The sequence below is a fragment of the Agromyces sp. GXS1127 genome, from assembly GCF_050565425.1.
Taxonomy (GTDB): domain Bacteria; phylum Actinomycetota; class Actinomycetes; order Actinomycetales; family Microbacteriaceae; genus Agromyces.
Window position 1 is genome coordinate 314,044 of the sequence record NZ_JBOCIG010000001.1, and the last position, 22,198, is coordinate 336,241.

At 73.9% G+C, this 22,198-nt stretch carries 18 protein-coding genes; 9 read left to right on the top strand and 9 right to left on the bottom strand.

The features are described from left to right. Positions 1–5 precede the first annotated feature (5 nt). The 4 genes from ACQ393_RS01395 to ACQ393_RS01410 all read right to left on the bottom strand — a co-directional run bounded on the left by ACQ393_RS01395 (position 6) and on the right by ACQ393_RS01410 (position 2,888). Complete coding sequence (locus ACQ393_RS01395; RefSeq protein WP_430645024.1) at positions 6–509, bottom strand: ASCH domain-containing protein; 504 nt, start codon at positions 507–509, stop codon at positions 6–8. After that, the gene (locus ACQ393_RS01400) at positions 506–1,990 is read right to left on the bottom strand and encodes a carboxylesterase family protein (RefSeq protein WP_430645025.1); all 1,485 of its coding nucleotides are present in this window, start codon (positions 1,988–1,990) and stop codon (positions 506–508) included. The genes ACQ393_RS01395 and ACQ393_RS01400 overlap by 4 nt, the downstream gene beginning before the upstream one ends. A 137-nt stretch (positions 1,991–2,127) precedes the next feature. Then, positions 2,128–2,418, bottom strand: coding sequence for a DUF4287 domain-containing protein (locus tag ACQ393_RS01405; RefSeq protein ID WP_430645026.1), 291 nt, complete (start codon positions 2,416–2,418; stop codon positions 2,128–2,130). A 77-nt stretch (positions 2,419–2,495) separates the two neighbouring features. Then, complete coding sequence (locus ACQ393_RS01410; RefSeq protein ID WP_430645027.1) at positions 2,496–2,888, bottom strand: cupin domain-containing protein; 393 nt, start codon at positions 2,886–2,888, stop codon at positions 2,496–2,498. A 198-nt stretch (positions 2,889–3,086) separates the two neighbouring features. On the opposite strand from ACQ393_RS01410, the gene ACQ393_RS01415 reads away from it, so the two are divergent. From ACQ393_RS01415 to ACQ393_RS01435, 5 genes are all read left to right on the top strand, one after another. Then, a complete protein-coding gene (locus ACQ393_RS01415) occupies positions 3,087–4,199 on the top strand; it encodes a hypothetical protein (protein WP_430645028.1) in 1,113 nt (370 codons plus the stop codon). A gap of 50 nt (positions 4,200–4,249) precedes the next feature. Beyond that, on the top strand, positions 4,250–5,245 hold the full coding sequence (locus ACQ393_RS01420; RefSeq protein WP_430645029.1) for a DUF5937 family protein: 996 nt from the start codon (positions 4,250–4,252) through the stop codon (positions 5,243–5,245). A 295-nt stretch (positions 5,246–5,540) separates the two neighbouring features. Next, positions 5,541–8,282, top strand: coding sequence for a helix-turn-helix transcriptional regulator (locus ACQ393_RS01425; protein WP_430645334.1), 2,742 nt, complete (start codon positions 5,541–5,543; stop codon positions 8,280–8,282). A gap of 137 nt (positions 8,283–8,419) precedes the next feature. Further along, positions 8,420–9,244: an alpha/beta fold hydrolase gene (locus ACQ393_RS01430; protein ID WP_430645030.1), complete on the top strand. Its 825-nt coding sequence runs from the start codon at positions 8,420–8,422 to the stop codon at positions 9,242–9,244. A gap of 82 nt (positions 9,245–9,326) precedes the next feature. Next, positions 9,327–10,154, top strand: coding sequence for an alpha/beta hydrolase (locus tag ACQ393_RS01435; protein ID WP_430645031.1), 828 nt, complete (start codon positions 9,327–9,329; stop codon positions 10,152–10,154). On the opposite strand, the gene ACQ393_RS01440 is transcribed toward ACQ393_RS01435, so the two are convergent. Beyond that, positions 10,151–11,659, bottom strand: a complete 1,509-nt coding sequence (locus ACQ393_RS01440) for a multicopper oxidase family protein (RefSeq protein WP_430645032.1) — start codon at positions 11,657–11,659, stop codon at positions 10,151–10,153. The two genes, ACQ393_RS01435 and ACQ393_RS01440, sit on opposite strands and share 4 nt — an antisense overlap. Then, positions 11,643–12,131 (bottom strand): hypothetical protein, encoded by a 489-nt coding sequence (locus ACQ393_RS01445; RefSeq protein ID WP_430645033.1) that lies wholly within the window; start codon positions 12,129–12,131, stop codon positions 11,643–11,645. The genes ACQ393_RS01440 and ACQ393_RS01445 overlap by 17 nt, the downstream gene beginning before the upstream one ends. 200 nt (positions 12,132–12,331) lie before the next feature. Between ACQ393_RS01445 and ACQ393_RS01450 the strand changes: the two genes are divergently transcribed. Continuing rightward, positions 12,332–14,503: an ATP-binding protein gene (locus ACQ393_RS01450; RefSeq protein WP_430645034.1), complete on the top strand. Its 2,172-nt coding sequence runs from the start codon at positions 12,332–12,334 to the stop codon at positions 14,501–14,503. Continuing rightward, on the top strand, positions 14,496–15,191 hold the full coding sequence (locus tag ACQ393_RS01455; RefSeq protein ID WP_430645035.1) for a response regulator transcription factor: 696 nt from the start codon (positions 14,496–14,498) through the stop codon (positions 15,189–15,191). Before ACQ393_RS01450 ends, ACQ393_RS01455 begins: the two co-directional genes overlap by 8 nt. Before the next feature lie 24 nt (positions 15,192–15,215). Here ACQ393_RS01455 and ectB read toward each other — a convergent pair whose 3' ends face one another. Further along, positions 15,216–16,490 (bottom strand): diaminobutyrate--2-oxoglutarate transaminase, encoded by a 1,275-nt coding sequence (ectB, locus tag ACQ393_RS01460; RefSeq protein WP_430645036.1) that lies wholly within the window; start codon positions 16,488–16,490, stop codon positions 15,216–15,218. Between the two features lie 104 nt (positions 16,491–16,594). Beyond that, positions 16,595–17,167: a TetR/AcrR family transcriptional regulator gene (locus tag ACQ393_RS01465; RefSeq protein ID WP_430645037.1), complete on the bottom strand. Its 573-nt coding sequence runs from the start codon at positions 17,165–17,167 to the stop codon at positions 16,595–16,597. A gap of 136 nt (positions 17,168–17,303) precedes the next feature. Here ACQ393_RS01465 and ACQ393_RS01470 point away from each other — a divergent pair, with 136 nt between their 5' ends. Together ACQ393_RS01470 and ACQ393_RS01475 are read left to right on the top strand one after the other, a co-directional pair. Continuing rightward, positions 17,304–19,925, top strand: a complete 2,622-nt coding sequence (locus ACQ393_RS01470; protein ID WP_430645038.1) for an MMPL family transporter — start codon at positions 17,304–17,306, stop codon at positions 19,923–19,925. Positions 19,926–20,043: 118 nt separating this feature from the next. Continuing rightward, positions 20,044–21,042: a serine hydrolase domain-containing protein gene (locus tag ACQ393_RS01475; RefSeq protein ID WP_430645039.1), complete on the top strand. Its 999-nt coding sequence runs from the start codon at positions 20,044–20,046 to the stop codon at positions 21,040–21,042. Positions 21,043–21,073: 31 nt separating this feature from the next. On the opposite strand, the gene ACQ393_RS01480 is transcribed toward ACQ393_RS01475, so the two are convergent. After that, complete coding sequence (locus ACQ393_RS01480; protein WP_430645040.1) at positions 21,074–22,015, bottom strand: hypothetical protein; 942 nt, start codon at positions 22,013–22,015, stop codon at positions 21,074–21,076. Between the last annotated feature and the right edge of the window lie 183 nt (positions 22,016–22,198).

A 22,198-nucleotide genomic window follows, 5' to 3' on the forward strand; every position in this document is an offset into this window, starting at 1 on the left:
GCGGGTCAGTCGTCCGCGACCTCCGGCGGCCAGGCCACCTCGAACCGCTCGAACACGACGTCGAGATCGTCGCTCCACTCGATCCCGATGGTCGGGCAGACCCGCTGCCAGTAGCGCCGGTGGTTGTCGACCCACGAGCCGAGGGTGCGGTCGTCCTCGCCCTCGTCGTGCGCGAACGCGGCGTCGACGCTCGAGAACGCCCCGATGCGCAACTCGGTGCTGCGGAGGATCGCTCGCGCCCGACCGGCCGAGTCGCACGCGATCCAGTGGCTGCCGACGCGCGGGAGCGGCTGGCCCTCGTCCCGGAACTCGGCGACGAGCGAGGCGGTGGCCCGCTTGGTCCCGTCGAGCACGAGCGCGAGCAGTTCATCGGTCAGCGCCGGGTGATCGCCGAACACCTCGACGCTCGGCGGCTCGGTGTCGAGCGCACGATCGGGGCGCGCCGCCCGGTACTCCTCCCAGAGGACCGTGGCGGCGGCCTCGTCGACCGGCGCGTTGCCGCCGCTCACGGCCGCCGCGCGATCAGGCTGCCGGTCCAGCCGTGTCCGGTGGGCACGTAGCCCGACGGGAAGGTCCCGGTGCGTGCGAACCCGGCCCAGGCGGCGCGCAGCGCGGCACCCGCGGCGACGAGGTCGCGAGCCCCGTCCGGCGCGAGCAGCGGCGCGCCCTCCCACGCCTCGGTCGCCGGGAAGAGCAGTGCGAGCTCGATCGCGTGCGCGGAGCCGAGGGGGCTGCCGTCGGGGTGCCCGTCGAACTCGGCGACGCGCACCTCGGCGCCGCCGTCGGCGACGATGCGCGCGAACCGGCGTGCGCCCGCGCGGTAGACGGCGTTCGTCGTGCGCGCCACGAGCAGCCGGCGCAGCAGCGGACCGACGACCGGCTTGCCCGCGAGCGCCGCGAGCTTCGCGTCGACCTCGAAGAAGAACGCCGTCTCGTCGCGGTTCCGGGTGACGAGCACGTCGAGCCCGGCGGCGTGCTCGCGCCACGCCGCCTCGACCTCATCCTCGGCGGGCAGCGGTGCCGCGCCGGCGCGCGGCCCGAACGGCATCGCCGAGCGGAGGCCGGAGCCGGCCGCCGCGGACTTCGCCCGCGACTGGGCCTCGAACAGGGCCTCGAGGGACGCCTCGCGGTCGAGGGGGCCCGCGGCCTCCGCCATCCGTCGCTGCATCTCGGCACGCCCATCGCGGATGCCGAACGGCGCGCTCTGCAGGATCACGCGACGGAACAGCCCGCGGGCGTCGTCGGCGGCGATGAGGTGCGCGAGCGCGTCGGCGCCGGAGGACTGCCCGACGGCCGTGATGCGCTCGGGGTCGCCGCCGAACGCGGCGATGTGCTCGCCCACCCACCGGAACGCGGCGATGAGGTCGAGCAGGCCGAGGTTCGCGGGGTGCCGGTCGTCCGTCGGGTACCCGAGGACGCCGACACGCGAGGTCACGGCGACGACCACGACGCGCTGCTCGCGGACGATGGCCGCGGGGTCGTACCCGGCGAGGTCGCCGGCGCCCGACACGTGCGATCCGCCGTGCACCCAGACCAGCACCGGCATCGGCTCGTCCGGCGCGCCGTCGGGCAGCGTGATCGAGAGCCGCAGGCAGTCCTCGTCGAACTCGACGCCCCGGAGCGGCCGTCCGAGCAGCTCGTCGCTCGGGCTCAGGGGCTGCGGGCAGGCGATGCGCTGCGAGCGGCGAGCGGATGCCTCGTCGGCGCGCAGCTCGGCCGGCACGGGCGCCTCGAACCGTCCTGCCGTCGCGTACCGGAGGTTGCGCACGCGCACGACGCCGTCGCCGCGCAGCGCCGGGAACTCGCCGAGCGGCGTGGCGAACGCGATCGGCTCGCCGGCGGGCGCCGCGCCGCCCGGAGGGGTCTGCTCGGCCGCCTCCGCGTCGCCGGCGAGGGTGTTCGGGTCGGGCTGCCTGTCGCGCCCGGGCTGCGGACTGCGATCGGCCTGCGTGTCGGGCTCGGTCCGGGTGTTCGGGTCGGTCTGCGTCACGGGGCGACTCCAGCGCGTTCCCGCGCGGACCATCCGAGCGGGGTGCCTCGCCAGCGTATCGGCACCACCCGAACGGGGGCCGTGGCCGCGGCGTGCGGGGCCGTCGATCCGACCCCGCCGCCGCGGCGCGGCGCCGCTCAGCGATGCGGATTCGTCGCCGCTCCGTCGAGCCAGAGCTCGTCGGTCGGGTCGCTGTGCGTGCCGCCGCTGTCGACGTGCTTCGCGCTGATCTGCGGTCCCTTGGTGATGACGTGGACGAGCGCCATCGCGTGGCCGCGGCCGAGGTCGTAGTCCTCGGCGAGCCACTGCACGATGGGCGCCGCCTTGGTGCCGGGGCCGAAGCCCCGCTCCTCGGCGAGTGCGACGAACTGGCGGGGCGTGAGCCCGGTCTTGGCCTCGATGTTGTCGAGGTAGGCCTGGAACGACATGGCGGTGCTCCTTCGTGGAGGGTGGACGGTGGATGGTTCGGTGGATGGTTCGCTGGATGGTGGCGGCGGTGCGGGGCTCAGTCCTCGTCGGCCCAGGTCTGCACGATGACGGCCGAGGCGTGGATGCAGAGCACCTTCAGTCGCCCCTCGCCGACGTTCTCGAAGCGGTGCCAGACGCCCGCGGGCACCGTCGCGGTGTCGCCGGTCGTGGCGACCAGCCGACGCTCCCCCATGGTGATCTCGGCGGTGCCCTCGAGCACGACCCAGGTCTCCGCGTACGGATGCCAGTGCAGGCCCGGCCCCTCGCCGGGCTCGTTGTCGACGAAGAAGTACGAGATGCCGGCGCCGTGGTCGAGGCCGACGAATCGGCGCGTGCGTCCGGTGCCGATGCGCAGGGCCTCGGCCCGGACGACCACGTCGCCCTCCGGTGCCGGCCGCGTGGGCGCGAGAGTGATCTCGGCGGGGTTCATGATGGCCTCGATTCGTGTTCGGTGATGACGGATGCCGCGGCTCGCGTCGTCGGGACGTTCGCGGCGGGTGCGGTGACTGGTGCAAGGGTCCCGCCGGCGGCGCCAGTGCCGGAACTGTTTCGACCGACGTCGAAACATGCGCTGGGGCCCGGTGGAGATTCCCCGACGGCGCGAGGCGGCGAGGGCTAGGTTCAGGCCATGCGATCGAACGCCGCCGCCCGGGCCGCCGCGGCACTCCTCCTCACCGTCGTCCTCGCGGGCTGCGCCGCGACCGGCGCCGACCCGGTCTCGACGCCCGCGACGACGTCACCGGACCCGAGCGTCGTGCCCGCGGCATCCGGAGCACTGGACTGCGCCGACCTCGCACCCGTCGGCCTCATCGCGGCGGCGCTGCAGGGCTCGGCGCCCGAACCAGTGGCACCCGTCGTCGCCGTGCACCCCGACGCGGTCTTCGAGGCGGTGCTGCTCGAAGGCGTCGGCGGGCTGTCGTGCTCCTGGCGCGTCGGCGCCGGCATGCCGGTGTACAACAGCCCGAGCGACTGGGCCTACCTGCGCATCGCGGTGCTGCCCGACGCGGCGGCCGACTGGGTCCCGCCCCAGGGGCACGAGGGCGGCGCGGCGCCGACCAGGCCGATCGGCGACGTCGAGGCGGCACTGCTCGCGGGCGACAGCGGCTGGGTGCTCTCCGCTCCCGTCGGCGCGCACTGGGTGCAGCTCGACCTGCGCGCCGCGGCGCTGACGGCGTCCGGCGGGCGCTACCGGGGCGTCGACGGCTCGACCGTCGTCGAGCGGCTCGCGGAGGTGGCGGCCGCGGCGTTCACGACGATCGCGGCGGCACCCGCCGACGGGTTCGGACCGCCGCTCGTCGCGGTCGGCGACCCCGCGGCCGAGTGCCGGGGCGGGCTCGCGGCACCCGGCATCCTCGACGCCGCCGAGGCCCCGCCGGGCGCGGAGCTCGTCGCCTTCGAGCGCGAGGAGCCCGCGGCATCCTTCGACGAGGCCGTCGCGTTGCGGGCCGGCACCTTCACGTGCGCGATCGTCGTCGACGGGTACCCGGCGACCGTCATCCGCACCGCGCGCGGGTTCGGCGGGCTGGTCGACCGGTTCGCCGCACCGGACGCCGACCGGTCGTTCGTCGCCGTCGTGCCCGCGGACGTGCCCGACGGACAGGCCGTGACCGCCTACGTCCAGGAGACGGGGGACATCGGCGTGCGGCCGCTCGCCGCGCTCGCCGTCGGTGATTCGCTCCACTGGATCGACGGCGAGCACGCCGGGGCCATCGCGCAGGCGATCGTGGCGCAGACCTTCTGACGCCAGGGCAGGCCTACTGCCGCGACCCCCGGCTGTGGCACAGTGACGGGGTGACCGTCGAGCGGCGCTACGTGGACTTCCGGCTCGCGCCGGGAGACGTGTCGGCGATCCGCTTCGGAGTGTCGCCGGGACACGAGGTGTGCCACGCGGTCCGCGTGCTGCAGCGTCCGGCGGAGCATCCGCTGCAGTGGGGCTGGCTGCGGAGCGTGCGCGACCGCGTGCCGCGCGAGGCGTTCGAGCTGTTCGCGGTGCTGGTGCGCGAGTCGGGCTACTTCCCCGACTTCTTCACGACCACGCCGACCTGGGACCTCGAGCCCGCCGACGAGGCGGCGCGCCTGCGCGAGGTGCCCGACGAGCTCATGCGCGTCGACCTCGGCAAGGTCGTGGTGCGGTCCACGGGTGCCCGGCAGCAGGCCGTGCTGCGCATGCTCGACGACCTCCCGCGCGCCCGGGCGATGATCGCCGATGCGTGGCTCGAGCTGTGGGCCGCGCTCGTCGAGCCCGTGTGGCCGCAGCTCGAGCGCATCCTGCGGGCCGACATCGCCGTGCGCGCGCGCCGCATCGCGACCGACGGCATCGCGGCCATGGCGGCCGGCCTGCACCACACGGTCGAATGGCACGACGGCGCGCTGCGGGTCGAGCTCACCCAGCACGGCGAGGTGCTCGACTGCCGGGGCTCGGGCATCGTGCTCGTGCCGTCGGTGCTCGGCGGCGGGCGGTGCATGGTGCTCACCGAGCCGCCCGCGCAGCCGACGCTCTTCTACCCGGCGCAGGGCGTCACCGAGAACTGGGCGACGGATGCCGCGGCGCTCGCCGAGGCCCTCGCCGCGCTGCTCAGTCCCGCGAGGGCCGGCATCCTGCTCGACGCGCACGAGGCGCGGACGACGTCGCAGGTCGCGGCCGACTCGGGCCTCGCGATCTCGACCGCGTCGCACCACCTCACGGTGCTGCGCGACGCGGGGCTCGTCGCCAGTCGCCGGGACGGGTCGCGCATGCTGCACCAGCGCACGCCGCTCGGCGAGGCGCTCGTGGGCGCGGCGCTCTGAGCCGGGCGCCGGCGGCGGGCCGCCGCCGCCCGGCCCGCGGGCCGAATCGAAACGTCGCACATGGCGACGCGCACCCGCCATGTGCGACGTTTCGACGGGCAGCTGTCGTCGATTGCTGCTTCGGCCGGCGCATGGTCGGCGGCCGCCTGCATCGGAACGTCGGGGATGGCGATGCGCAGGCGGCATGTGCGATGTTTCGAGGGCAGCCGTCGTCGACGGGCGCCTCGGTGTGCGCCCGATCCGCTGCCGAAACCCGACGTAGACGCCGCAGCGGCGGGCGGGATACGGTTTCCGCATCGACGCCGCACCCCCGCCGCTCCTCGGACGCGCGCCCGAGCTCGAACGCCTGGCAGCGCTGCTCGGCCGCGCGCGCAACGGGCGAGGCGGGGCGCTGCTCATCCGCGGCGAGCCGGGCATCGGCAAGAGCACCCTGCTCGGCGAGGCGGTCCGGACCGCGCACGGGCTGCGCGTGGTGCGCGCCGACGGGTTCGAGGCCGAGTCGGCGATGCCGTACGCGGCGCTCCAGCGACTCGGAGCGCCGTTCTCCGACCTCGTCGCCGCGCTGCCGCCGCGCCAGGCTGCGGCGCTCCGCATCGCGGCGGGGCTCGATCGCGGCGACCCGCCCGACCGCTACCTCGTGGGCCTCGGCGCGCTGTCGGTCCTCGCGTCGGCGGGGGAGGCCGTGCCGGTGCTCTGCGTCGTCGACGACGCCCACCTGCTCGACGCCGAGTCGCTCGAGGTGCTCGCGTTCGTCGGCCGTCGGCTGCAGGCCGAGCGGGTCGCCCTGCTGCTCGCCGGGCGAGCGGACGCCCTCCCGCCGGCCGCCGTCGCCGGCGTCGAGGTGCTCGAGCTCGCCGGGCTCGACCCGCTCGACGCCGTGCGCCTGCTCGGACGCGCGGCGGACGAGGCGATCGACCCGTACGTCGCGCGGCGGATCGCGGAGGAGACCGGCGGCAACCCGCTCGCGCTCATCGACCTCGCGCACGACCTCACCGCGAGCGAGCTGACGGCGTCCTCGCTCGCGCCGACGCCCACGCCGGTCGGCGAGCGGCTCGAGGCCCACTACCTGCGCCGCTTCGCGGCGATCCCGCAGGACACCCGGCTCTGGCTGCTCGTCGCCGCGGCCGAGTCCACGGGCGACCGGGCCCTGATCGACGCGGCCGCGGGCCGCTTGGGCCTGTCGGCGGATGCCGCGGAGCCGGCCGAGCACGCGCAGCTCGTGTCACTGCGCGGACGCGTCGCGTTCCGGCATCCGCTCGTGAGGGCCGCCGTGTACAACGGCGTCTCCGACGCGGATCGGCGTCGCGCGCACGAGGCGCTCGGCGCCGTCGCGGAGCAGCTCGGCCGCGCCGACATCGCGGTCTGGCACGCCGCCGCGGCTGCCGTCGGCACCGACGAGCGGATCGCGGCCCGCATGGAGGCCGTCGCGGACAGCGCCGGCGGGCGCGGCGGCACGGCGTCGCGCGCCCGGCTGCTGGTCAGGGCCGCCGACCTCACCCCGCCGGGACCCGCGCGCGACGCCCGGCTCCTCGCCGCCGCCGAGGCCGCCTCGGTCGCCGGTGCCGCGCAGCTCGCGCTCGAGCTCCTGGGTCGCCTCGACGAGGACCGGCTCGACCCGATCTCGCTCGGTCGCGTACTCACGCTCCGGTCGCTGCTCGCCCTCTTCGTCGCCGACCACGACGGCATCGTCGACGGCGCAGCGACGATGCTGCGGGTGGCGGACCTCGTCCACGGCCTCGCCCCGGAGTTCGAGCAGCGTTCCCTGCTCCGCGCCTTCGAGGGGGAGCTCACGGCCGAGTGGGCGGTCCGCGATGCCCCGCTCCCGGAGCTGGGGCGCCGCATGGAGGACGCGGCCGGGGTCGCCGACGGTCCGATGGCCGTGCTGCTCCGCGCCCTCGCCGCGCACATCCTCCAGCCGTACGAGACCGCCGTTCCGCTCATGCGCGAGGCGGTCGAACTCATCCGCGCCATGGACGACGCGCAGCTGTCCGAGCTCGGATCCATCGGCGTCGCGCTCACCATGGCGCTGTGGGACGCGCGCACGTGCATCGAACTCCTCGAGCGCGCACTCGGCGCGGCGCGCGAGGTCGGGGCGCTCCGCACCGTGGACACCATGCTGTGGCTGCTCAGCCTCGTCGAACTCGTGCGGGGCGACCCCGCGGCATCCGGCCGGTACGTCGAGGAGGTGCGGGAGCTCCGCCGGGCGATCGGGTACGACGCCGAGCAGGTCGTGAACGCCTCCTACCTCGCCTGGACGGGCGCGCCGACCGGACTCGTCGAGCAGGTCGCCGAGGGCATCCTCGCGACGGGATTCGCCGGTGCATGGACCATCGCCATGACCGGGCTCGGCATCCGCGAGATCGCCGACGGGCACTACCGCGACGCCTTCCACCGGTTCGAGCCGCTGATCGCGCGCGACTTCCTGCAGGTGACGTACCAGCAGCTTCCCGACTTCGTGGAGGCGGGAATCCGGTGCGGCCGGACCGACGACGTGCGCGCAGCGGCGGCCCGGCTCGACGTGTTCGCGGCAGAGAGCGGCACCCCCTGGATCCGCGGGCTCGCCGAACGGAGCGCCGCCCTGCTCGCCGACGACGCGGACGCCGAGCCGCGGTACCGCGCGGCGATCGCGCACCTCGAGCAGTCGACGGCCCCCGCCGACCTCGGCCGTGCGCACCTCGTCTACGGCGAGTGGCTGCGGCGGATGAAGCGCCGCCGCGAGGCGCGCGAGCAACTCCGGCTCGCACTGGCGATCTTCGAACGCGCCGGGGCGCCCGCGTTCGCGGGGCGCGCGCGCCGCGAGCTCGAGGCGACGGGGGAGCACGTGGCCCACCGTGCACCGGGAGATCCGGGGATCGACGACCTCACGCCGCGCGAGGCGACCATCGCGCGACTCGCGGCCGACGGCCACACGAATGCCGAGATCGGCGCGACGCTCTTCATCAGCCCGAACACCGTCGACTACCACCTGCGCAAGGTGTTCCGGAAGCTCGGCGCGACCTCGCGCAGGCAGTTGGCGGAGCGGCTGCCCCCGGTCTGATGCGAGCTGCACCGCCGGCCCCGCGGTCACGACCTCACGACTACGCGCACCACGTGGTTCGGCGGCGCACGCCGCGGCGCGAGCATCGAGGCATCCGCTCGGCCCGACACCCGAGCCCGATGCACCGGGAGGCCGCCATGCCCTATGTCACCGCCGACGACGGCGCCGAGATCTTCTACACCGACTGGGGTGCCGAGGGCACGCCGGTGCTGCTCAGCCACGGGTGGCCCCTGAACTCGGATGCCTGGGCCGCCGCCGCGCGATTCCTCGCCGAGCACGGCCACCGCGCCATCGCGCACGACCGCCGCGGCCACGGCCGCTCCAGCCGCACCTGGGACGGCAACGAGATGGACACCTACGCCGACGACCTCGCGTGCCTCGTCGACCACCTCGACCTCACCGAGCTCACGCTCGTGGGCCACTCGACGGGCGGCGGCGAGATCGTGCACTACCTGGGCCGGCACGGCAGTGCGCGCGTCGCGAAGCTCGTGCTCATCTCTGCGGTCCCGCCGCTCATGCTCCGCACCGACGACAACCCGGACGGCGTGCCGATCGACGTGTTCGACGGGCTGCGCGCCGGCGAGGCATCCGATCGGGCCCAGCTCTACCGCGACCTCGCGGACGGGCCGTTCTTCGGGAACAACCGCAACAACGACGTGTCTCAGGGCACCCGCGACGCGTTCTGGCTGCAGTCGATGGCGTGCGGCCACCGCGCGGCGTACGAGTGCATCGCGGCGTTCTCCGCGACCGACTTCCGCGGCGACCTCGCGAAGGTCGACGTGCCGACCCTCGTGATCCACGGCGACGACGACCAGATCGTGCCGTTCGAGGTCGGCGGCAAGCGCTCGGCCGCCATGGTCGAGGGTGCGCGGCTCCTCGTCTACGAGGAGGGCGCGCACGGCCTGCCCGACACCGAGCGCGACCGGCTGCACGCCGACCTGCTCGCGTTCATCGATTCCTGAGACGGATGCCGCGGCATCCGTCGCGTCCGACCGACCCGACGCACCTCATCCCACCGCACCTCCCTCCGGAAGGACCACGACCATGACCGACCAGACCACTCCCGCCCCCGACACGATCGTGCTCGTGCACGGCCTCTGGATGACCCCGCGCAGCTGGGAGGGCTGGAAGGCGCACTTCGAGGCCAAGGGCTTCACCGTGCTGACACCCGCCTACCCCGGATTCGAGATCGAGGTCGAGGCGCTGCGCGAGAACCCCGACGTCATCGCGAACCTCACGGTGCCCGAGACCGTCGACCACCTCGCGGGCGTCATCGAGGCGCTGCCGAGGCCGCCGATCATCATGGGTCACTCGTTCGGCGGCACCCTCACCCAGTTGCTGCTCGCGCGCGGGCTCGGCGCCTCCGCGGTCGTCGTCGACTCGGCGCCGACCGAGGGCGTGCGCGTGACGCCGCTCTCGCAGGCCAAGTCGCTCTTCCCCGCGCTGAAGAACCCGGCCAACCGGCACAAGGCGGTCGGCTTCACGCCGGAGGAGTTCCACTACGCATTCGCGAACACGCTCACGCGGGAGGAGTCGGACGCCGTCTGGCAGAAGTACGCGATCGCCGCCCCCGGCAACTGGGTGTGGGCGTACGGGCTGATCGCGAACTTCCAGCCCGGCCACCAGGAGACCTGGGTCGACTACGCCAAGGATCACGCACCGCTGCTCTTCATCGGCGGCGAGAAGGACCACATCATGCCGCCGGCGGTGAACAGGTCCAATGCGAAGCACTACGCCAAGTCGCCCGCGGTCACCGAATACGTCGAGTTCCCCGGCCGCTCGCACTGGATCTGCGCCGAGCCCGGCTGGGAGGAGGTGGCCGACCACGCGCTCGACTGGGCGCTCGCGCACGCGCGGGCGCAGCGTCACTAGTCCGGTCGGTTGCCGGACTCGGGGCCGATCGTGAACCGCGTCGTCACGCCCTCGTACATCACGTGCGTGATGAGCCCGTCGACGGCGTGCTGCAGCGTGTGGCAGTGGTCGCTCCAGATGCCGGGGTTGTCGGCGAGGAAGGCGATGTCGTAGTGCTCGCCCGGGTGCACGTCGAGCGAGTCCACGATCCAGGGGCTGCCCGATGCCGCGACCCCGTCGCGCGCGAGCACGACGACGTGGTGCCCGTGCAGGTGCATCGGGTGCACCTCGCCCGAGTCGTTCCGGATGCGTATCGCGACCACGTCGCCGTCGGCGACCTCGAACATCGGCACGTCCGGGAACATCCGCCCGTTGATGGTCCAGAAGTAGCCGGGGCGGCCGTCGATGAGGCCCGGCCGCCGGGCGATCGCGTACTCGAAGCTGCGGTCGGGCGCGGTCGGGTCGAAGCCGATCGCCGCGGGATCGGGTGTGCCGTAGTCGAGCAGGTCGAGGGTCTCCGTCGGCTGCGGGGCGGATGGCGCGGGGGCCGACGGATCGCCGATGAGGAGGCTGCGGGCACCGCCCGTGCGCAGGCGCAGCACGCTGCCGTCCGCCGGCGCGGTGACCGCGACATCCGCTCGGCCGCCCGCCGGCACGAGGAGACGCTCGTCGTCGACATCGGTGGGCTCGTGCACCTCGCGCCCGTCGATCGCGACGACGCGGAACGGCGACGACGACCAGACGGCCGCCGTGCCGGAGTCGGTGTTGACGACGCGCACGCGAACGGTCGATCCGGGCGGAGCGGCGACGCGCTCGTCGTCGGCGCTGCCGTTCAGCGTGTGCTGTCCGGCGTAGACGTGGAGCACCGCGGTGACGTCCTCGTCGGCCGGGGCGGCGTCCGCCGGATCCGCCGGGTCGATCACGACCGCGCCGAGGAGGCCGCGGACGACCTGGTCGTGCGAGACCTGGTGCGAGTGGTACCAGTAGGTGCCGGCGTCCTCCGCCACGAAGCGGTAGGTGTACCGGCCGCCGACGGGCACCGCGTCCTGCGTGACGCCCGCGACGCCGTCGGCCGAGTTCGGCACGTCGATGCCGTGCCAGTGCAGCGTCGCGCCCGCCGCGACCGACTCGTTCTCGAAGGTCACCTCGACGAGGTCGCCCTGCGTGGCCCGGATCTCGGGGCCGGGCGACGTGCCGTTGACGGTGAAGCCCTCGACCGGGCGGCCGCCGTCGATGCCGATGGTCCCCGCTCGCGCGACGAGGTCGACGCGCACGTCGGCGGGGCGGTCGGGATCCGCCACGAGTTCCGTCACGTCGACGTCGGCGCGGGTGCCGAGGCCCGATCCGGTGCCGGATGCCGCGGCACCGTGGGCGTGGGCGGCATCGGCGTGGCCGCCGGCACCCATGTCCATGACCGAGTACTCGCCGAGCAGTGTGGAGCTCCACGCGAGGGCGCCGGCGCCGAGCGCGGTCACGACCGCGACGGCGACGACGCCGCATCGCATGAGGTCACGCCGCGACGGCATCGGAGGTCGCCCCCTCGTCGGCGGCAGGCCCGGCGTCGGCGGCGGCCGGGCTGCCGCGTCGCACGCGCAGCGCCCCGATCGAGGCCGCCGCGACCACCGCGAGCGCGTTGGCGCCGTGGATCAGGCCGAGGTGGGGCACGTCGGTGATCGAGAACCCGAGGACGACCTGGAGCACCACGAGCCCGAACGTGATCGCCGCCCACAGCTTCGCGCCGCGCACGCGGACGAGGAACGAGACCACGAGCAGCACGAGCGCGATGAGCGGGATCAGGATGCCGCCGACGACGCCGTGGATCAGGAAGCCGACCTCGCCCACGCCCGCGGCCTGGAAGCTCTCGAGCAGGGCCTTGTCGACGACGCCGCCCTCCGAGACGAGGTTCAGCATTCCGCCGAATGCGAAGGCGATCGCGGCGGCCTGCACGACGACGGCGCCGGCGATGGTCCAGGCGAGGCCGGTGTAGAGCTTCTGCATGATTCGACTCCCTGTTCGTGCGGACCGCCCGGGATGCGGCATCCGCTCGAGGGACAGGGTCGTCGCGCGAGCCGCCCGCCGGATCGCGGGGAACCGGACGGCGCGTGGCGGCGGCCCGCAGAACGGGTGGGGGCCAGCCTCCAAGGGCGGACGCGGAGGACCCCCTCCCGCCGGGGCCGGGACAGGAGGACCATGGAGGCGTGGAGCGCAGGTGGGTGTGCCTGGCCGTACTCGGCCCGATCGGCGTCGCGTCGCTCGTTTACGTCGTCGTCGTGCGCGGCGTCATCGAGGCGAACGTCGACCACGGCCTCGGCTGGCCGCTCATCGGCATCCTGCCCATGTTCGTCTTCGGGATGTGGCTGCTCACGGTGTCGTCGTCACGCACGGCCGTCTTCATCGCGCTCGCCTCGACGGCGCTGCTCGCGGGTTCGGCGTACGAGACGTTCGTGCAGCGGAACACCGAGATCCTCGCCGAGCCCTGGTTCCCGCTGTTCAACGTGCTGGGGCTGACGGCCGACGGTCTGGCGACGGCGGCGTTCCTCGTGGTGTTCGCGACCTTCCCCGACGGCGTTCCGGAGCAGCGGTGGCAGCGCGCGGTGATGCCGCTGCTCTGGCTGCCGGCCCTGGCCGGCGTGCTCACCCTCATCACGACGCCGCACGTCGTGATGTCGCCGTTCATCGGCATCAGCGGCGAGGGCATCCCCAACCCGTACGCCGTGGCGTGGCTCGAGTGGGCGGCACCCGTGGTGCTCGTCGCGGCGGTCCAGTCGTGGGTCGCGGTGGCCCTCGGGCTCGCCGTGCTCGGCACGCGGGCGCTGTTCGGGAGCCCGGAGGTGCGCGCCCGGACCCGGGTGATGGCCGTCACCATCGCGGTCTCCATCGTCGCGTTCGCCCTCTGGACCTTCGTGCCCCAGCTCCCCGGCGTCGACCTGCTCGTGTACGCCTCGCTCATCGCCGTGCCCATCGCCGCGATCCACGGGATCTTCCGGTACGGCGCATTCGAGATCGCGCCGGGCGATCGGGGGCGGATGGTCGAGCGCTCGTCGAACCTGCTCATCACGGTGATCTACGCCGCCGCCGTGGCGACGCCCGCCGTCCTGCTGACGCCGCCGCTCCGGACGATCCCGGCGATCCTCCTGACCACCGGCGTCGCGGTCGTCCTGCTGCCCGTCCGCACCTGGCTCCAGCGCCGGCTCCACCGCGCGCTGTTCGGCGACCGCAACCGCCAGATCGCGATGCTCGCCGGCCTCGGCACGCAACTCGAGCACGCGGGCGAGCCGCACGACCTGCTGGCGCGACTGGCCGAAGCGGTGCGCCTCGGGCTCGACGCGACGTGGGTGCGCATCCGCACGTCGGCGACGGATGGCACGGCCGGCGCGCGCGTCGACGGGATCGCCGACGGGGCGGCCGGCGACCCCCCGGGCATCCTGCCCGACGACCGCCCGGGCCTCCTGCCCGACGCCGTCGCCGGCCGCCTCGACGCCGATGCGCCCGACCCGGTCGAGTCCTGCGACCTCGTGCACGGCGACGAGGTGCTCGGCCGGATCGAGGTCGGCCCGCGCCGACGCGGCGACTACTCCGACGAGGAGCGGACGCTGCTGCGCACGGTGGCCGGCCAGGCCGCGGCATCCGTCGCCACCCTGCGCCTGACCGCGCAGCTGGCCGCGCAGCTCGACGAGCTGAGCGCGTCGCGCCAGCGTCTCGTCGCGGCCCAGGACGACGAGCGACGGCGGCTCGAACGCGACCTGCACGACGGCATCCAGCAGGACGTCGTCGCGCAGATCGCGGGGCTCCGGCTGGCGCGCAACCGGCTCCAGCGCGGCGAGCTGACCGCGACCGAGCTCACGGAACTGCAGGACCAGGCCCGCGCGACGCTGACCGACCTCCGCGAGCTCGCCCGAGGCATCCACCCGCCGGTGCTCAGCGACAACGGGCTCGTCGCCGCCGTCGAGTCGGGCGTCGCGCGCTTCCCCATCCCGCTCGAGGTCGAGGCGGATGCGGCGCTGCGCGCCGAGCGGTTCCCGGACGACGTGGAGACGACGGCGTACTACGTGGTGCGCGAGGCGCTCGCGAACACCGCGAAGCACGCGCACGCGGCGCATGCGAGCGTCGCCCTCACGCGGCGGAACGGCACGTTGCGCATCGCCATCAGCGACGACGGCTGCGGCATCGACGAGGCGTCCGGCGGCCACGGCGGAGCGGGCGCTGCGGCCGTGCTCCGCACGTCGCACGGCGGGCTCGCGAACATCCGCGATCGCGTGGCGGCCCTCCGCGGAACGGTGCGGGTCGCGCCGAACGAGCCGTCGGGCACGCGCGTGCTCGTCGAGCTGCCGGTGGCCGACCCCCGAGGCGCAGGTGATCCCCGTGGATGACCTCGGGACCCTCCGCGTCGTCATCGCCGAGGACAACTACCTCGTGCGCGAGGGCGTGCGGCGGCTGCTCGAGGACTCCGGCGAGGTCGATGTCGTCGCCGCGGTCGGCAACGGCACCGAACTGCTCGACGCGGTGCGGCGGATGTCGCCCGACGCGGTCCTCACCGACATCCGGATGCCGCCGGGCCACCACATGGAGGGCATCGAGGCCGCGCACGCCATCCGCACCTCCTCGCCGGACACCGGGGTCGTCGTGCTCTCGCAGCACGCCGACGAGAGCTACGCGATGGCGCTCTTCGCCGACGGATCGGCGGGGCTCGGCTACCTGCTCAAGGACCGGATCGGCGACCTCGAGGACCTCGTGCACGCCCTCCGGGAGGTGCGCGCCGGCGGCTCGGTCATCGATCCGCAGATCGTCGACACGCTCGTGCGACGGCGCAGCGCCGCGGCGTCGAGCCCGCTCGCGGCGCTCTCGCCGCGCGAACTCGAGGTGCTCCGCGAGATGGCGCGCGGCCGCACGAACGCCGGCATCGAGCAGGCGCTGTTCCTCTCGTCGTCGACGGTCGAGAAGCACGTGAACGCGATCTTCACCAAGCTCCGACTGCCCGACTCGGGCGTGCACCGCCGGGTCGCGGCGGTGCTGGCCTTCCTGCAGGACGGCGGCGGCGAGGACGCGTCCTCCCGCTAGGCGGGGCCCCGGCCCGCCTCGCCATCAGCCCGCGAGCACCGCCGCGAGGCTCTCGCGCACGATCGCGAGGCCGCGTCGCAGCTCGTCCTCCGTGATCGTGAGCGCGGGCAGGAACTTCAGCACCTCGTCGTGTGCACCGGAGGTCTCGATCACGAGCCCGCGCTCGAACGCGGCCTTCGAGACGCGGCCGGCGAGCGTGCGGTCGGCGTCGCAGGCGATGCCGCGGAAGAGACCGCGGCCGCGGACGACGAAGCCCTGCTCGGGGTGTTCGGCGGCGATGGCGTCGAGTTCCGCGCGGAGGAGCGCCGACTTCGCGGCGACATCCTCCATGAACGCGCCGTCGGCCCAGTAGGTCTCGAGCGCGACGCGGGCGGAGACGAACGCGAGGTTGTTGCCGCGGAAGGTGCCGGTGTGGGCGCCGGGCTTCCACACGTCGACCTCGGGGCGCAGCAACACGAGCGACATGGGGAGGCCGGAGCCCGAGATCGACTTCGACACCGTCACGATGTCGGGCACGATCCCCGACTCCTCGAACGCGAAGAACGCGCCGGTGCGGCCGACGCCGGCCTGGATCTCGTCGAGGATCAGCAGGATGCCGCGGGCCTCGGTGATCGCGCGGAGCCGCTGGAGCCACGCGGGGCTCGCGACGTTGATGCCGCCCTCGCCCTGCACGGCCTCGACGATGACCGCGGCGGGGAGGTCGAGGCCCGAGCCCGGGTCGTCGAGCATCTTCTCGAACAGGTCGAGCGTGTCGACGCCGGCCCCGAGGTAGCCGTCGTAGGGCAGTCGCGTCACGTCGTCGAGCCCCACGCCCGCGGCCGCGCGGTAGTGGCGGTTGCCCGTCGTCGCGAGCCCGCCGAGGCTCAGCCCGTGGAACGCGTTCGTGAACGCGACGACGTTCGACCGGCCGGTCGCCTGGCGGGCGACCTTGAGCGCCGCCTCGACGGCGTTCGCGCCCGTCGGGCCGGTGAACTGCAGCTTGTGGTCGAGGCCGCGGGGCGCGAGCACGAGCTGCTCGAACGCCTCGATGAACGCCTTCTTCGCAGAGGTGGCCATGTCGAGGCCGTGGATGATGCCGCCCCGCTCGAGGTACTCGACCAGCGCACGCGTGAACGCCGGGTTGTTGTGCCCGTAGTTCAGCACGCCGGCGCCGGCGAAGAAGTCGAGGTACTCGCGGCCGTCGGCGTCGACGATCGTCGACCCCTCGGCGCGGTCGAACACGGTCGGGAAGGCGCGGACGTACCCGCGGACCTCCGACTCGCGGCGGTCGAAGACATCCAGTGCGACGGCGCTGCTCATGGCAGGCGGGCTCCTCTCGAGCGATGTGACGGTGAGACGAGACTACGGCCGCCAGCCGAGAGTCCCGTGCACGCGGCATCCTGCTCGGTCGGTCGCCCGGGGGCTCAGTCCGCGTCGGGCTGCTGCCAGCTCCCGCCCGGGCCGAGCAGCATGCGCCACACCCAGTCGGCCGCGGTCGACACGGGGGGCCGCGGGTCGCGCGCCAGCCAGGCCTCGATGACGCCGAGCGCGAGGCCCGTGATGCCCGCGCCGACGATGTCGAGCGGCACGCCCTCGAACGCCGGCGTACCGCTCCGGGTGATGCCCTCCTGCACGATCGAGTCGAGCCGGCCGCGCAGGCGGGCCATGACGACGGCCGAGCCGTGCGGGCCGAGTTCGCGCCGGTAGACCTCGGCGTTCTCGTCGAGGTGCACGAGGTAGTCGAACAGCGCCTGCGGCGGGCCGGCGAGCGGCTCCGCGACGGTGGGCAGGTCGGCGCCCGCCTGTTCCGCGGCGGCGTCGAGCGCGTCGGCGAGCAGCGTCTCCTTGTCGGAGTAGTGCTGGTAGAAGCTGCTGCGGTTGACGCCGGCGCGGGTCACGATGTCGGCGACGGTGACATCCTCGAGCGGATGTTCGCGCGCGAGCGCGAACAGCGCCGCCTGCAGCGCGCGCCGTGTGCGCTCGACCCGGACGTCCATACGGGGATTCTGCCAGCCGCGCGGACGCTCACCTCCAGGTTCGCCGACGTCTGTCGGATTTCCGACAGTCGTCGGGTATCCTCGAACCGGCTCGATGGTGCGCCGCCCACCTCGTGACCCGAAAGGCAGCTCCGGCATGGCAGAACTCCTCTACCGACTCGGCCGATTCTCCGCGCGCCGATCGTGGACGGTGGTCACGGGCTGGATCGTCGCCCTCGCGCTCGCCGCTGGCGCCTTCCTCGCCTTCGGCGGCACGCTCACCTCGAGCATGAGCATCCCCGGCACCGAGACCGAGCGCGTGAACGAGCAGCTCACCGACGAGCTCGACGGCCTCGGCGGCGCAACCGGCACCGTCGTGTTCCAGACCGAGGACGGATCGGAGTTCACGGGCGCCCAGGAGTCGGCGATCGGCGACCTGCTCGACGGGATCGCCGAGCTCGACGGCGTCGAGGACGTCGTGGACCCGTTCGCCGCGGCATCCGATCGCGCCGACCAGGAGCGGCAGCTCGCCGACGGCGCCGCGCAGCTCGACGACGCCGAGGCGCAGATCGAGGCCGGCACCGCGCAGCTGGATGCCGCCGAGCAGCAGCTCGACGCGGGTCAGGCGCAGCTCGATGCGGCCGTCGCACAGGCGCAGGCGGATGGCACCTACGCGTTCGCCGCCGCGCAGTTCGAGGCGCAGCAGGCCGAGCTCGACCAGAACCGCGCCCAGCTCGACGCCCAGCGCGCCGAACTGGAGGCGGGCGCTGCGGAACTGCCGGCGCAGCGCACCCAGCTCGAGGACGGGCAGCGACTCGTCGACGCGGCATCCGAGATCCGCACCGTCTCGGAGGACGGCAGCGTCGCGACCGGCGCGGTCATGTTCGAGGACGACCTGTTCACGCTCTCCGACGAGCTCAAGGCCGAGGTCGCCGCCGAGCTCGACGGCGCCGGCATCGACGGCGTGCAGATCGACTACTCGACCGAGATCGCCGCGAGCATCGACGGGCTCATCGGCGTCGGCGAGGTCGTCGGCGTCGTGCTCGCGCTCCTCGTGCTCATCATCATGTTCCGCGCGCTGCTGCCCGCGGTGCTGCCGATCATCTCCTCGCTCGTCGGCGTGGGCGTCGGCGTCGCCGGCTCGATGGCGCTCTCGGGCGTCGTCGACATGTCGTCGGTCACTCCGGTGCTCGGCGTCATGCTCGGGCTCGCCGTCGGCATCGACTACGCGCTGTTCATCATCAACCGGCACCGCCGGCAGCTGCTCGCGGGCATGGAGCTTCGCGAGTCCATCGCGCTCGCGAACGGCACCTCCGGCAACGCGGTCGTCTTCGCCGGGTCGACGGTGCTCGTGGCGCTGCTCGCGCTGAACGTCACCGGCATCCCGTTCCTCGGCGTCATGGGCACGGTGGGTGCGGTGTGCGTGCTCGTCGCCGTGCTCATCGCGGTCACGCTCACGCCGGCGCTCCTCGGCCTGATCGGCATCCGGGTGCTGAACCGCCGCGCGCGGGCGCAGGTCGGGCACGAGGCGCACGCGCGCCCCGAGCTGAAGCCCATGAAGACCGGACGCGCCCTGCTGCGCGCGGCGCTCGCCATCGTCGCGCTCCTCATCGTCGCGATCCCGGCGCTCTCGATGCGCCTCGGCCTGCCCGACGGTTCGTCGGAGGCCGCCGACTCGACCCAGTACCGCGCCTACACGGCCGTCGCCGACGCGTTCGGCGCGGGCCAGAACGGGCCGCTGCTCGTCACGGTCGCGCTGCCGTCGTCGGTTTCAGAGGACGAGATCGTCGGCGTGCAGGCCGACCTCGCCGAGCGCCTGCTCGAGGAGGACGGCGTGGTCGCGGTCGCGCCCGTCGGCGTCTCGGACGATCGGGACTTCCTCGCGTTCCAGGTCGTGCCGGTCGACGGCCCCTCGAGCGAGTCGACCGAGCAGCTCGTGCACGACCTGCGTGCGCTGTCGCCGCTGGATGCCTCGGAGGCGGACGTCGGCGACGCGGCCGGCATCGACGGCGAGCTCGAGCTCGGCGTCGCGGGCCAGGCGAGCGGCAACATCGACATCTCCGCGAAGCTCGCGGGCGTGCTGCCGGTCTACCTGGCGCTCGTCGTCGGCCTGTCGCTCATCATCCTCGTGCTGGTGTTCCGGTCGATCCTCGTGCCGCTCATCGCGACCGCGGGCTTCGTGCTGTCGCTGTTCGCCGCGTTCGGCGCGGTGGTCGCGATCTTCCAGTGGGGATGGTTCGGTGCGGTCTTCGACGTGCACGATCCCGGCCCCGTGCTGAACTTCGCGCCGATCATCATCATGGGCGTCCTGTTCGGCCTCGCGATGGACTACCAGCTGTTCCTCGTCTCCGGCATGCGCGAGGCATGGGTGCACGGCGTGCCGGCCCGCACCGCGGTCGTGGCGGGCATGCGCAACGGGCGCGCGGTCGTCACCGCCGCCGCGATCATCATGGTGTCGGTGTTCGGCGGGTTCGTCTTCTCGCACCTGACGATGGTCCGGCCGCTCGGCTTCGGCCTCGCGATCGGCGTGCTGTTCGACGCGTTCATCGTGCGGATGCTGCTGATCCCCGCCATCATGCACCTGCTCGGCGAGTCCGCGTGGTGGCTGCCGAAGTGGCTCGATCGGATCCTGCCCGACGTCGACGTGGAGGGTGCGGCGCTCGAGCGGACGCACCCGGTGCACGGGGCGGAGGTCTCGGCCGAGGAGTCGGCGGGCGGCGCGGTCGGGACCGGCGAGGCGGCAGCCGGCGACGAGGGCAGCCGCCAGCCGGTCGGGTAGAGCCGGGTCGGGCGGCCGAGGTCGGTCGCGGGCGATCCGCGCGCCCGGCGGCCGCGACCACCGGGCGCCCGGGTGCGACCTCTGGCACCGCTGTCCGCCGCGGTGCTTGACTGACCGCGTGCGCATCACCGCAGCCGACGTCGACGCGATCGCCGCGGCATCCGCCTTCGCCGGCGTCGTCAGCGTCGACCGCGCGGGGGAGCCCGAACTGGTGCGCGCCTACGGCTTCGCGCATCGGGCGCTCGGGGTGCCGAACACCCCGGAGACCCGCATCGCGATCGCGAGCGGAAGCAAGGCCTTCACGGCGCTCGCAGTCCTCGGCCTCGTCGAGCAGGGCGCCCTCGAACTCGCGACGCCGGTGCGCGCCGTCCTCGGCGACGACCTGCCGCTCATCGACGACGCCGTGACCATCGAGCACCTCCTCTCGCACCACTCGGGCATCGGCGACTACCTCGACGAGGACGGCGAGTTCGCGGTCGACGACTACGTCCTGCCCGTGCCGGTCCACACGCTGGCGACGACGGAGGCCTTCGTCCCGGTGCTCGACGGCCACCCCCAGGCCTTCCCACCCGGCGAGCGATTCGCGTACTGCAACGGCGGGTACGTCGTGCTCGCGCTCGTGGCCGAGCGCGCAAGCGGTACCGGGTTCCACGACCTGCTGCAGACGCGGGTGTTCGACCGGGCGGGGATGTCGCGCACGGCCTTCCTCCGGTCGGACCGGCTGCCCGGCGACGCCGCCCTCGGCTACCTCGACGACTCGGGCGACCGCACGAACGTGCTGCACCTGCCCGTGCGCGGCAACGGCGACGGCGGTGCATACACCACCGCCGCCGACCTGACCGCGTTCTGGCGGGCGCTGTTCGACGGGCGGATCGTCGGCCCGGCGACCGTCGAGGCCATGATCCGGCCGCGTGCCGACGTCCCCGGCGAGGCGAAGCGATCCGGGCTCGGGCTGTTCCTGCTCGAGACGTCCGACGTCGTGCTCGTCGAGGGCCACGACGCGGGGGCATCATTCCGCAGCATGCACGACCCCGTCACGCGGCGCACGATCTCGGTGCTCGGCAACAGCTCCGAGGGCGCATGGGCGCTCGTCGACGCGCTCGAGCACGAATTCTGATCGATCGATGGTGCGGGCCCCGGGCGCCCGCTCAGGTGATCACCGTCTCCAACCGCTGCGTGCGCAGCATGCCGACGTACCGGCGCACCTCGCCGACGCTCCGCGGGCGACGGATGCGCATCGCGTACCGGAAGCGCTCGCCCTCCTCGGCCGGGATCACGTTCGGACGCGCCGCGCACGACGTGCCGCCGAACCAGATGCTGATGCTCCCGTCGCCGTTGCGGATGAGCTCCCGGCCGGCGAAGCCGGCGTGTGCCGGGCAGAGGCGCCCCCGGTCGTCGAACTTCACGACGGAATACCAGCCGCGGCCGGGTTCGATCGGCGGCGGCTCGAACGTCCAGATGTCGCATCCGCTGCTCGTCGCGACGGCCTCGAAGTAGACCCCGTGCTCGGCCGGCAGGCTGCCCCAGCCGACGGCGGTGCCGACGAGGTGCGCCTCGCGGTCCGTGTCGCCGCGACGACCGAACGCGGCGGTCAGGTCGACGTCGGCGATGCGATCGGCGAGGTCCGCGGCGACCGCATGGCGCGAGGCGTCGTCGTATGCGCGAGCGCGATACGGGAAGGCCGTCGCGGCGCGGATGCGCCGACGGTCCTGCAGCTCTCGGGCGCGATCGAGTCCGCCCTCGATGCCGGTGCGCCCGAGCACGTACACGTGGGTGCCGCGCGAGAGATCCGCGTTCGCCACCGTCACCGATTCGCCCGGGCCGACGACGGCGAGCACGCGGTGCTCCTCGTCGACCAGCACGTCGGCCTGGTACTCATCGGATGGCGTGAGCGAGACCGTCGCGCGTTCGCTCACGTCGACCACCGCGTACGAGTGGAGCACCCCGGGGTCGGGGCGGATCGCCGACGCGTCCGCGACCGGTTCGCGCTCGTGGTGGAAGCGGTTCACCGGCGCCCGCCGTGCCTGGTCGGCGAAGCGGCGCGCCGACTCGGCGCGCGTGAAGTTCCGGGCGGTGACTCGTCGCGGCATCGTCGACCTCCGTCCCTGATGGGCTCGCGTGCAGTCTGGCAAGGATGCCGCCCTGCCGACAGGCCTTGCGGTCCGTGCCGACCCCGGGCAGGTGGTCCCGGCCGGGTGGGCCGACCGGGTGAGCCCGAGCAGGCGGATGCCGCGGGGATCCCCCGCCCCGCGGCATCCGCTGACCTGTGCGGT

Excerpts from the sequence above, each read along its gene's own strand:
- ACQ393_RS01415 (WP_430645028.1), top strand. The coding sequence starts at position 3,087 with ATGCGATCGAACGCCGCCGCCCGGGCCGCCGCGGCACTCCTCCTCACC.
- ACQ393_RS01440 (WP_430645032.1), bottom strand. The coding sequence starts at position 11,659 with ATGCCGTCGCGGCGTGACCTCATGCGATGCGGCGTCGTCGCCGTCGCG.
- ACQ393_RS01435 (WP_430645031.1), top strand. The coding sequence starts at position 9,327 with ATGACCGACCAGACCACTCCCGCCCCCGACACGATCGTGCTCGTGCAC.
- ACQ393_RS01405 (WP_430645026.1), bottom strand. The coding sequence starts at position 2,418 with ATGTCGTTCCAGGCCTACCTCGACAACATCGAGGCCAAGACCGGGCTC.
- ACQ393_RS01430 (WP_430645030.1), top strand. The coding sequence starts at position 8,420 with ATGCCCTATGTCACCGCCGACGACGGCGCCGAGATCTTCTACACCGAC.
- ACQ393_RS01445 (WP_430645033.1), bottom strand. The coding sequence starts at position 12,131 with ATGCAGAAGCTCTACACCGGCCTCGCCTGGACCATCGCCGGCGCCGTC.
- ACQ393_RS01410 (WP_430645027.1), bottom strand. The coding sequence starts at position 2,888 with ATGAACCCCGCCGAGATCACTCTCGCGCCCACGCGGCCGGCACCGGAG.
- ACQ393_RS01470 (WP_430645038.1), top strand. The coding sequence starts at position 17,304 with ATGGCAGAACTCCTCTACCGACTCGGCCGATTCTCCGCGCGCCGATCG.
- ACQ393_RS01465 (WP_430645037.1), bottom strand. The coding sequence starts at position 17,167 with ATGGACGTCCGGGTCGAGCGCACACGGCGCGCGCTGCAGGCGGCGCTG.
- ectB (WP_430645036.1), bottom strand. The coding sequence starts at position 16,490 with ATGAGCAGCGCCGTCGCACTGGATGTCTTCGACCGCCGCGAGTCGGAG.
- ACQ393_RS01480 (WP_430645040.1), bottom strand. The coding sequence starts at position 22,015 with ATGCCGCGACGAGTCACCGCCCGGAACTTCACGCGCGCCGAGTCGGCG.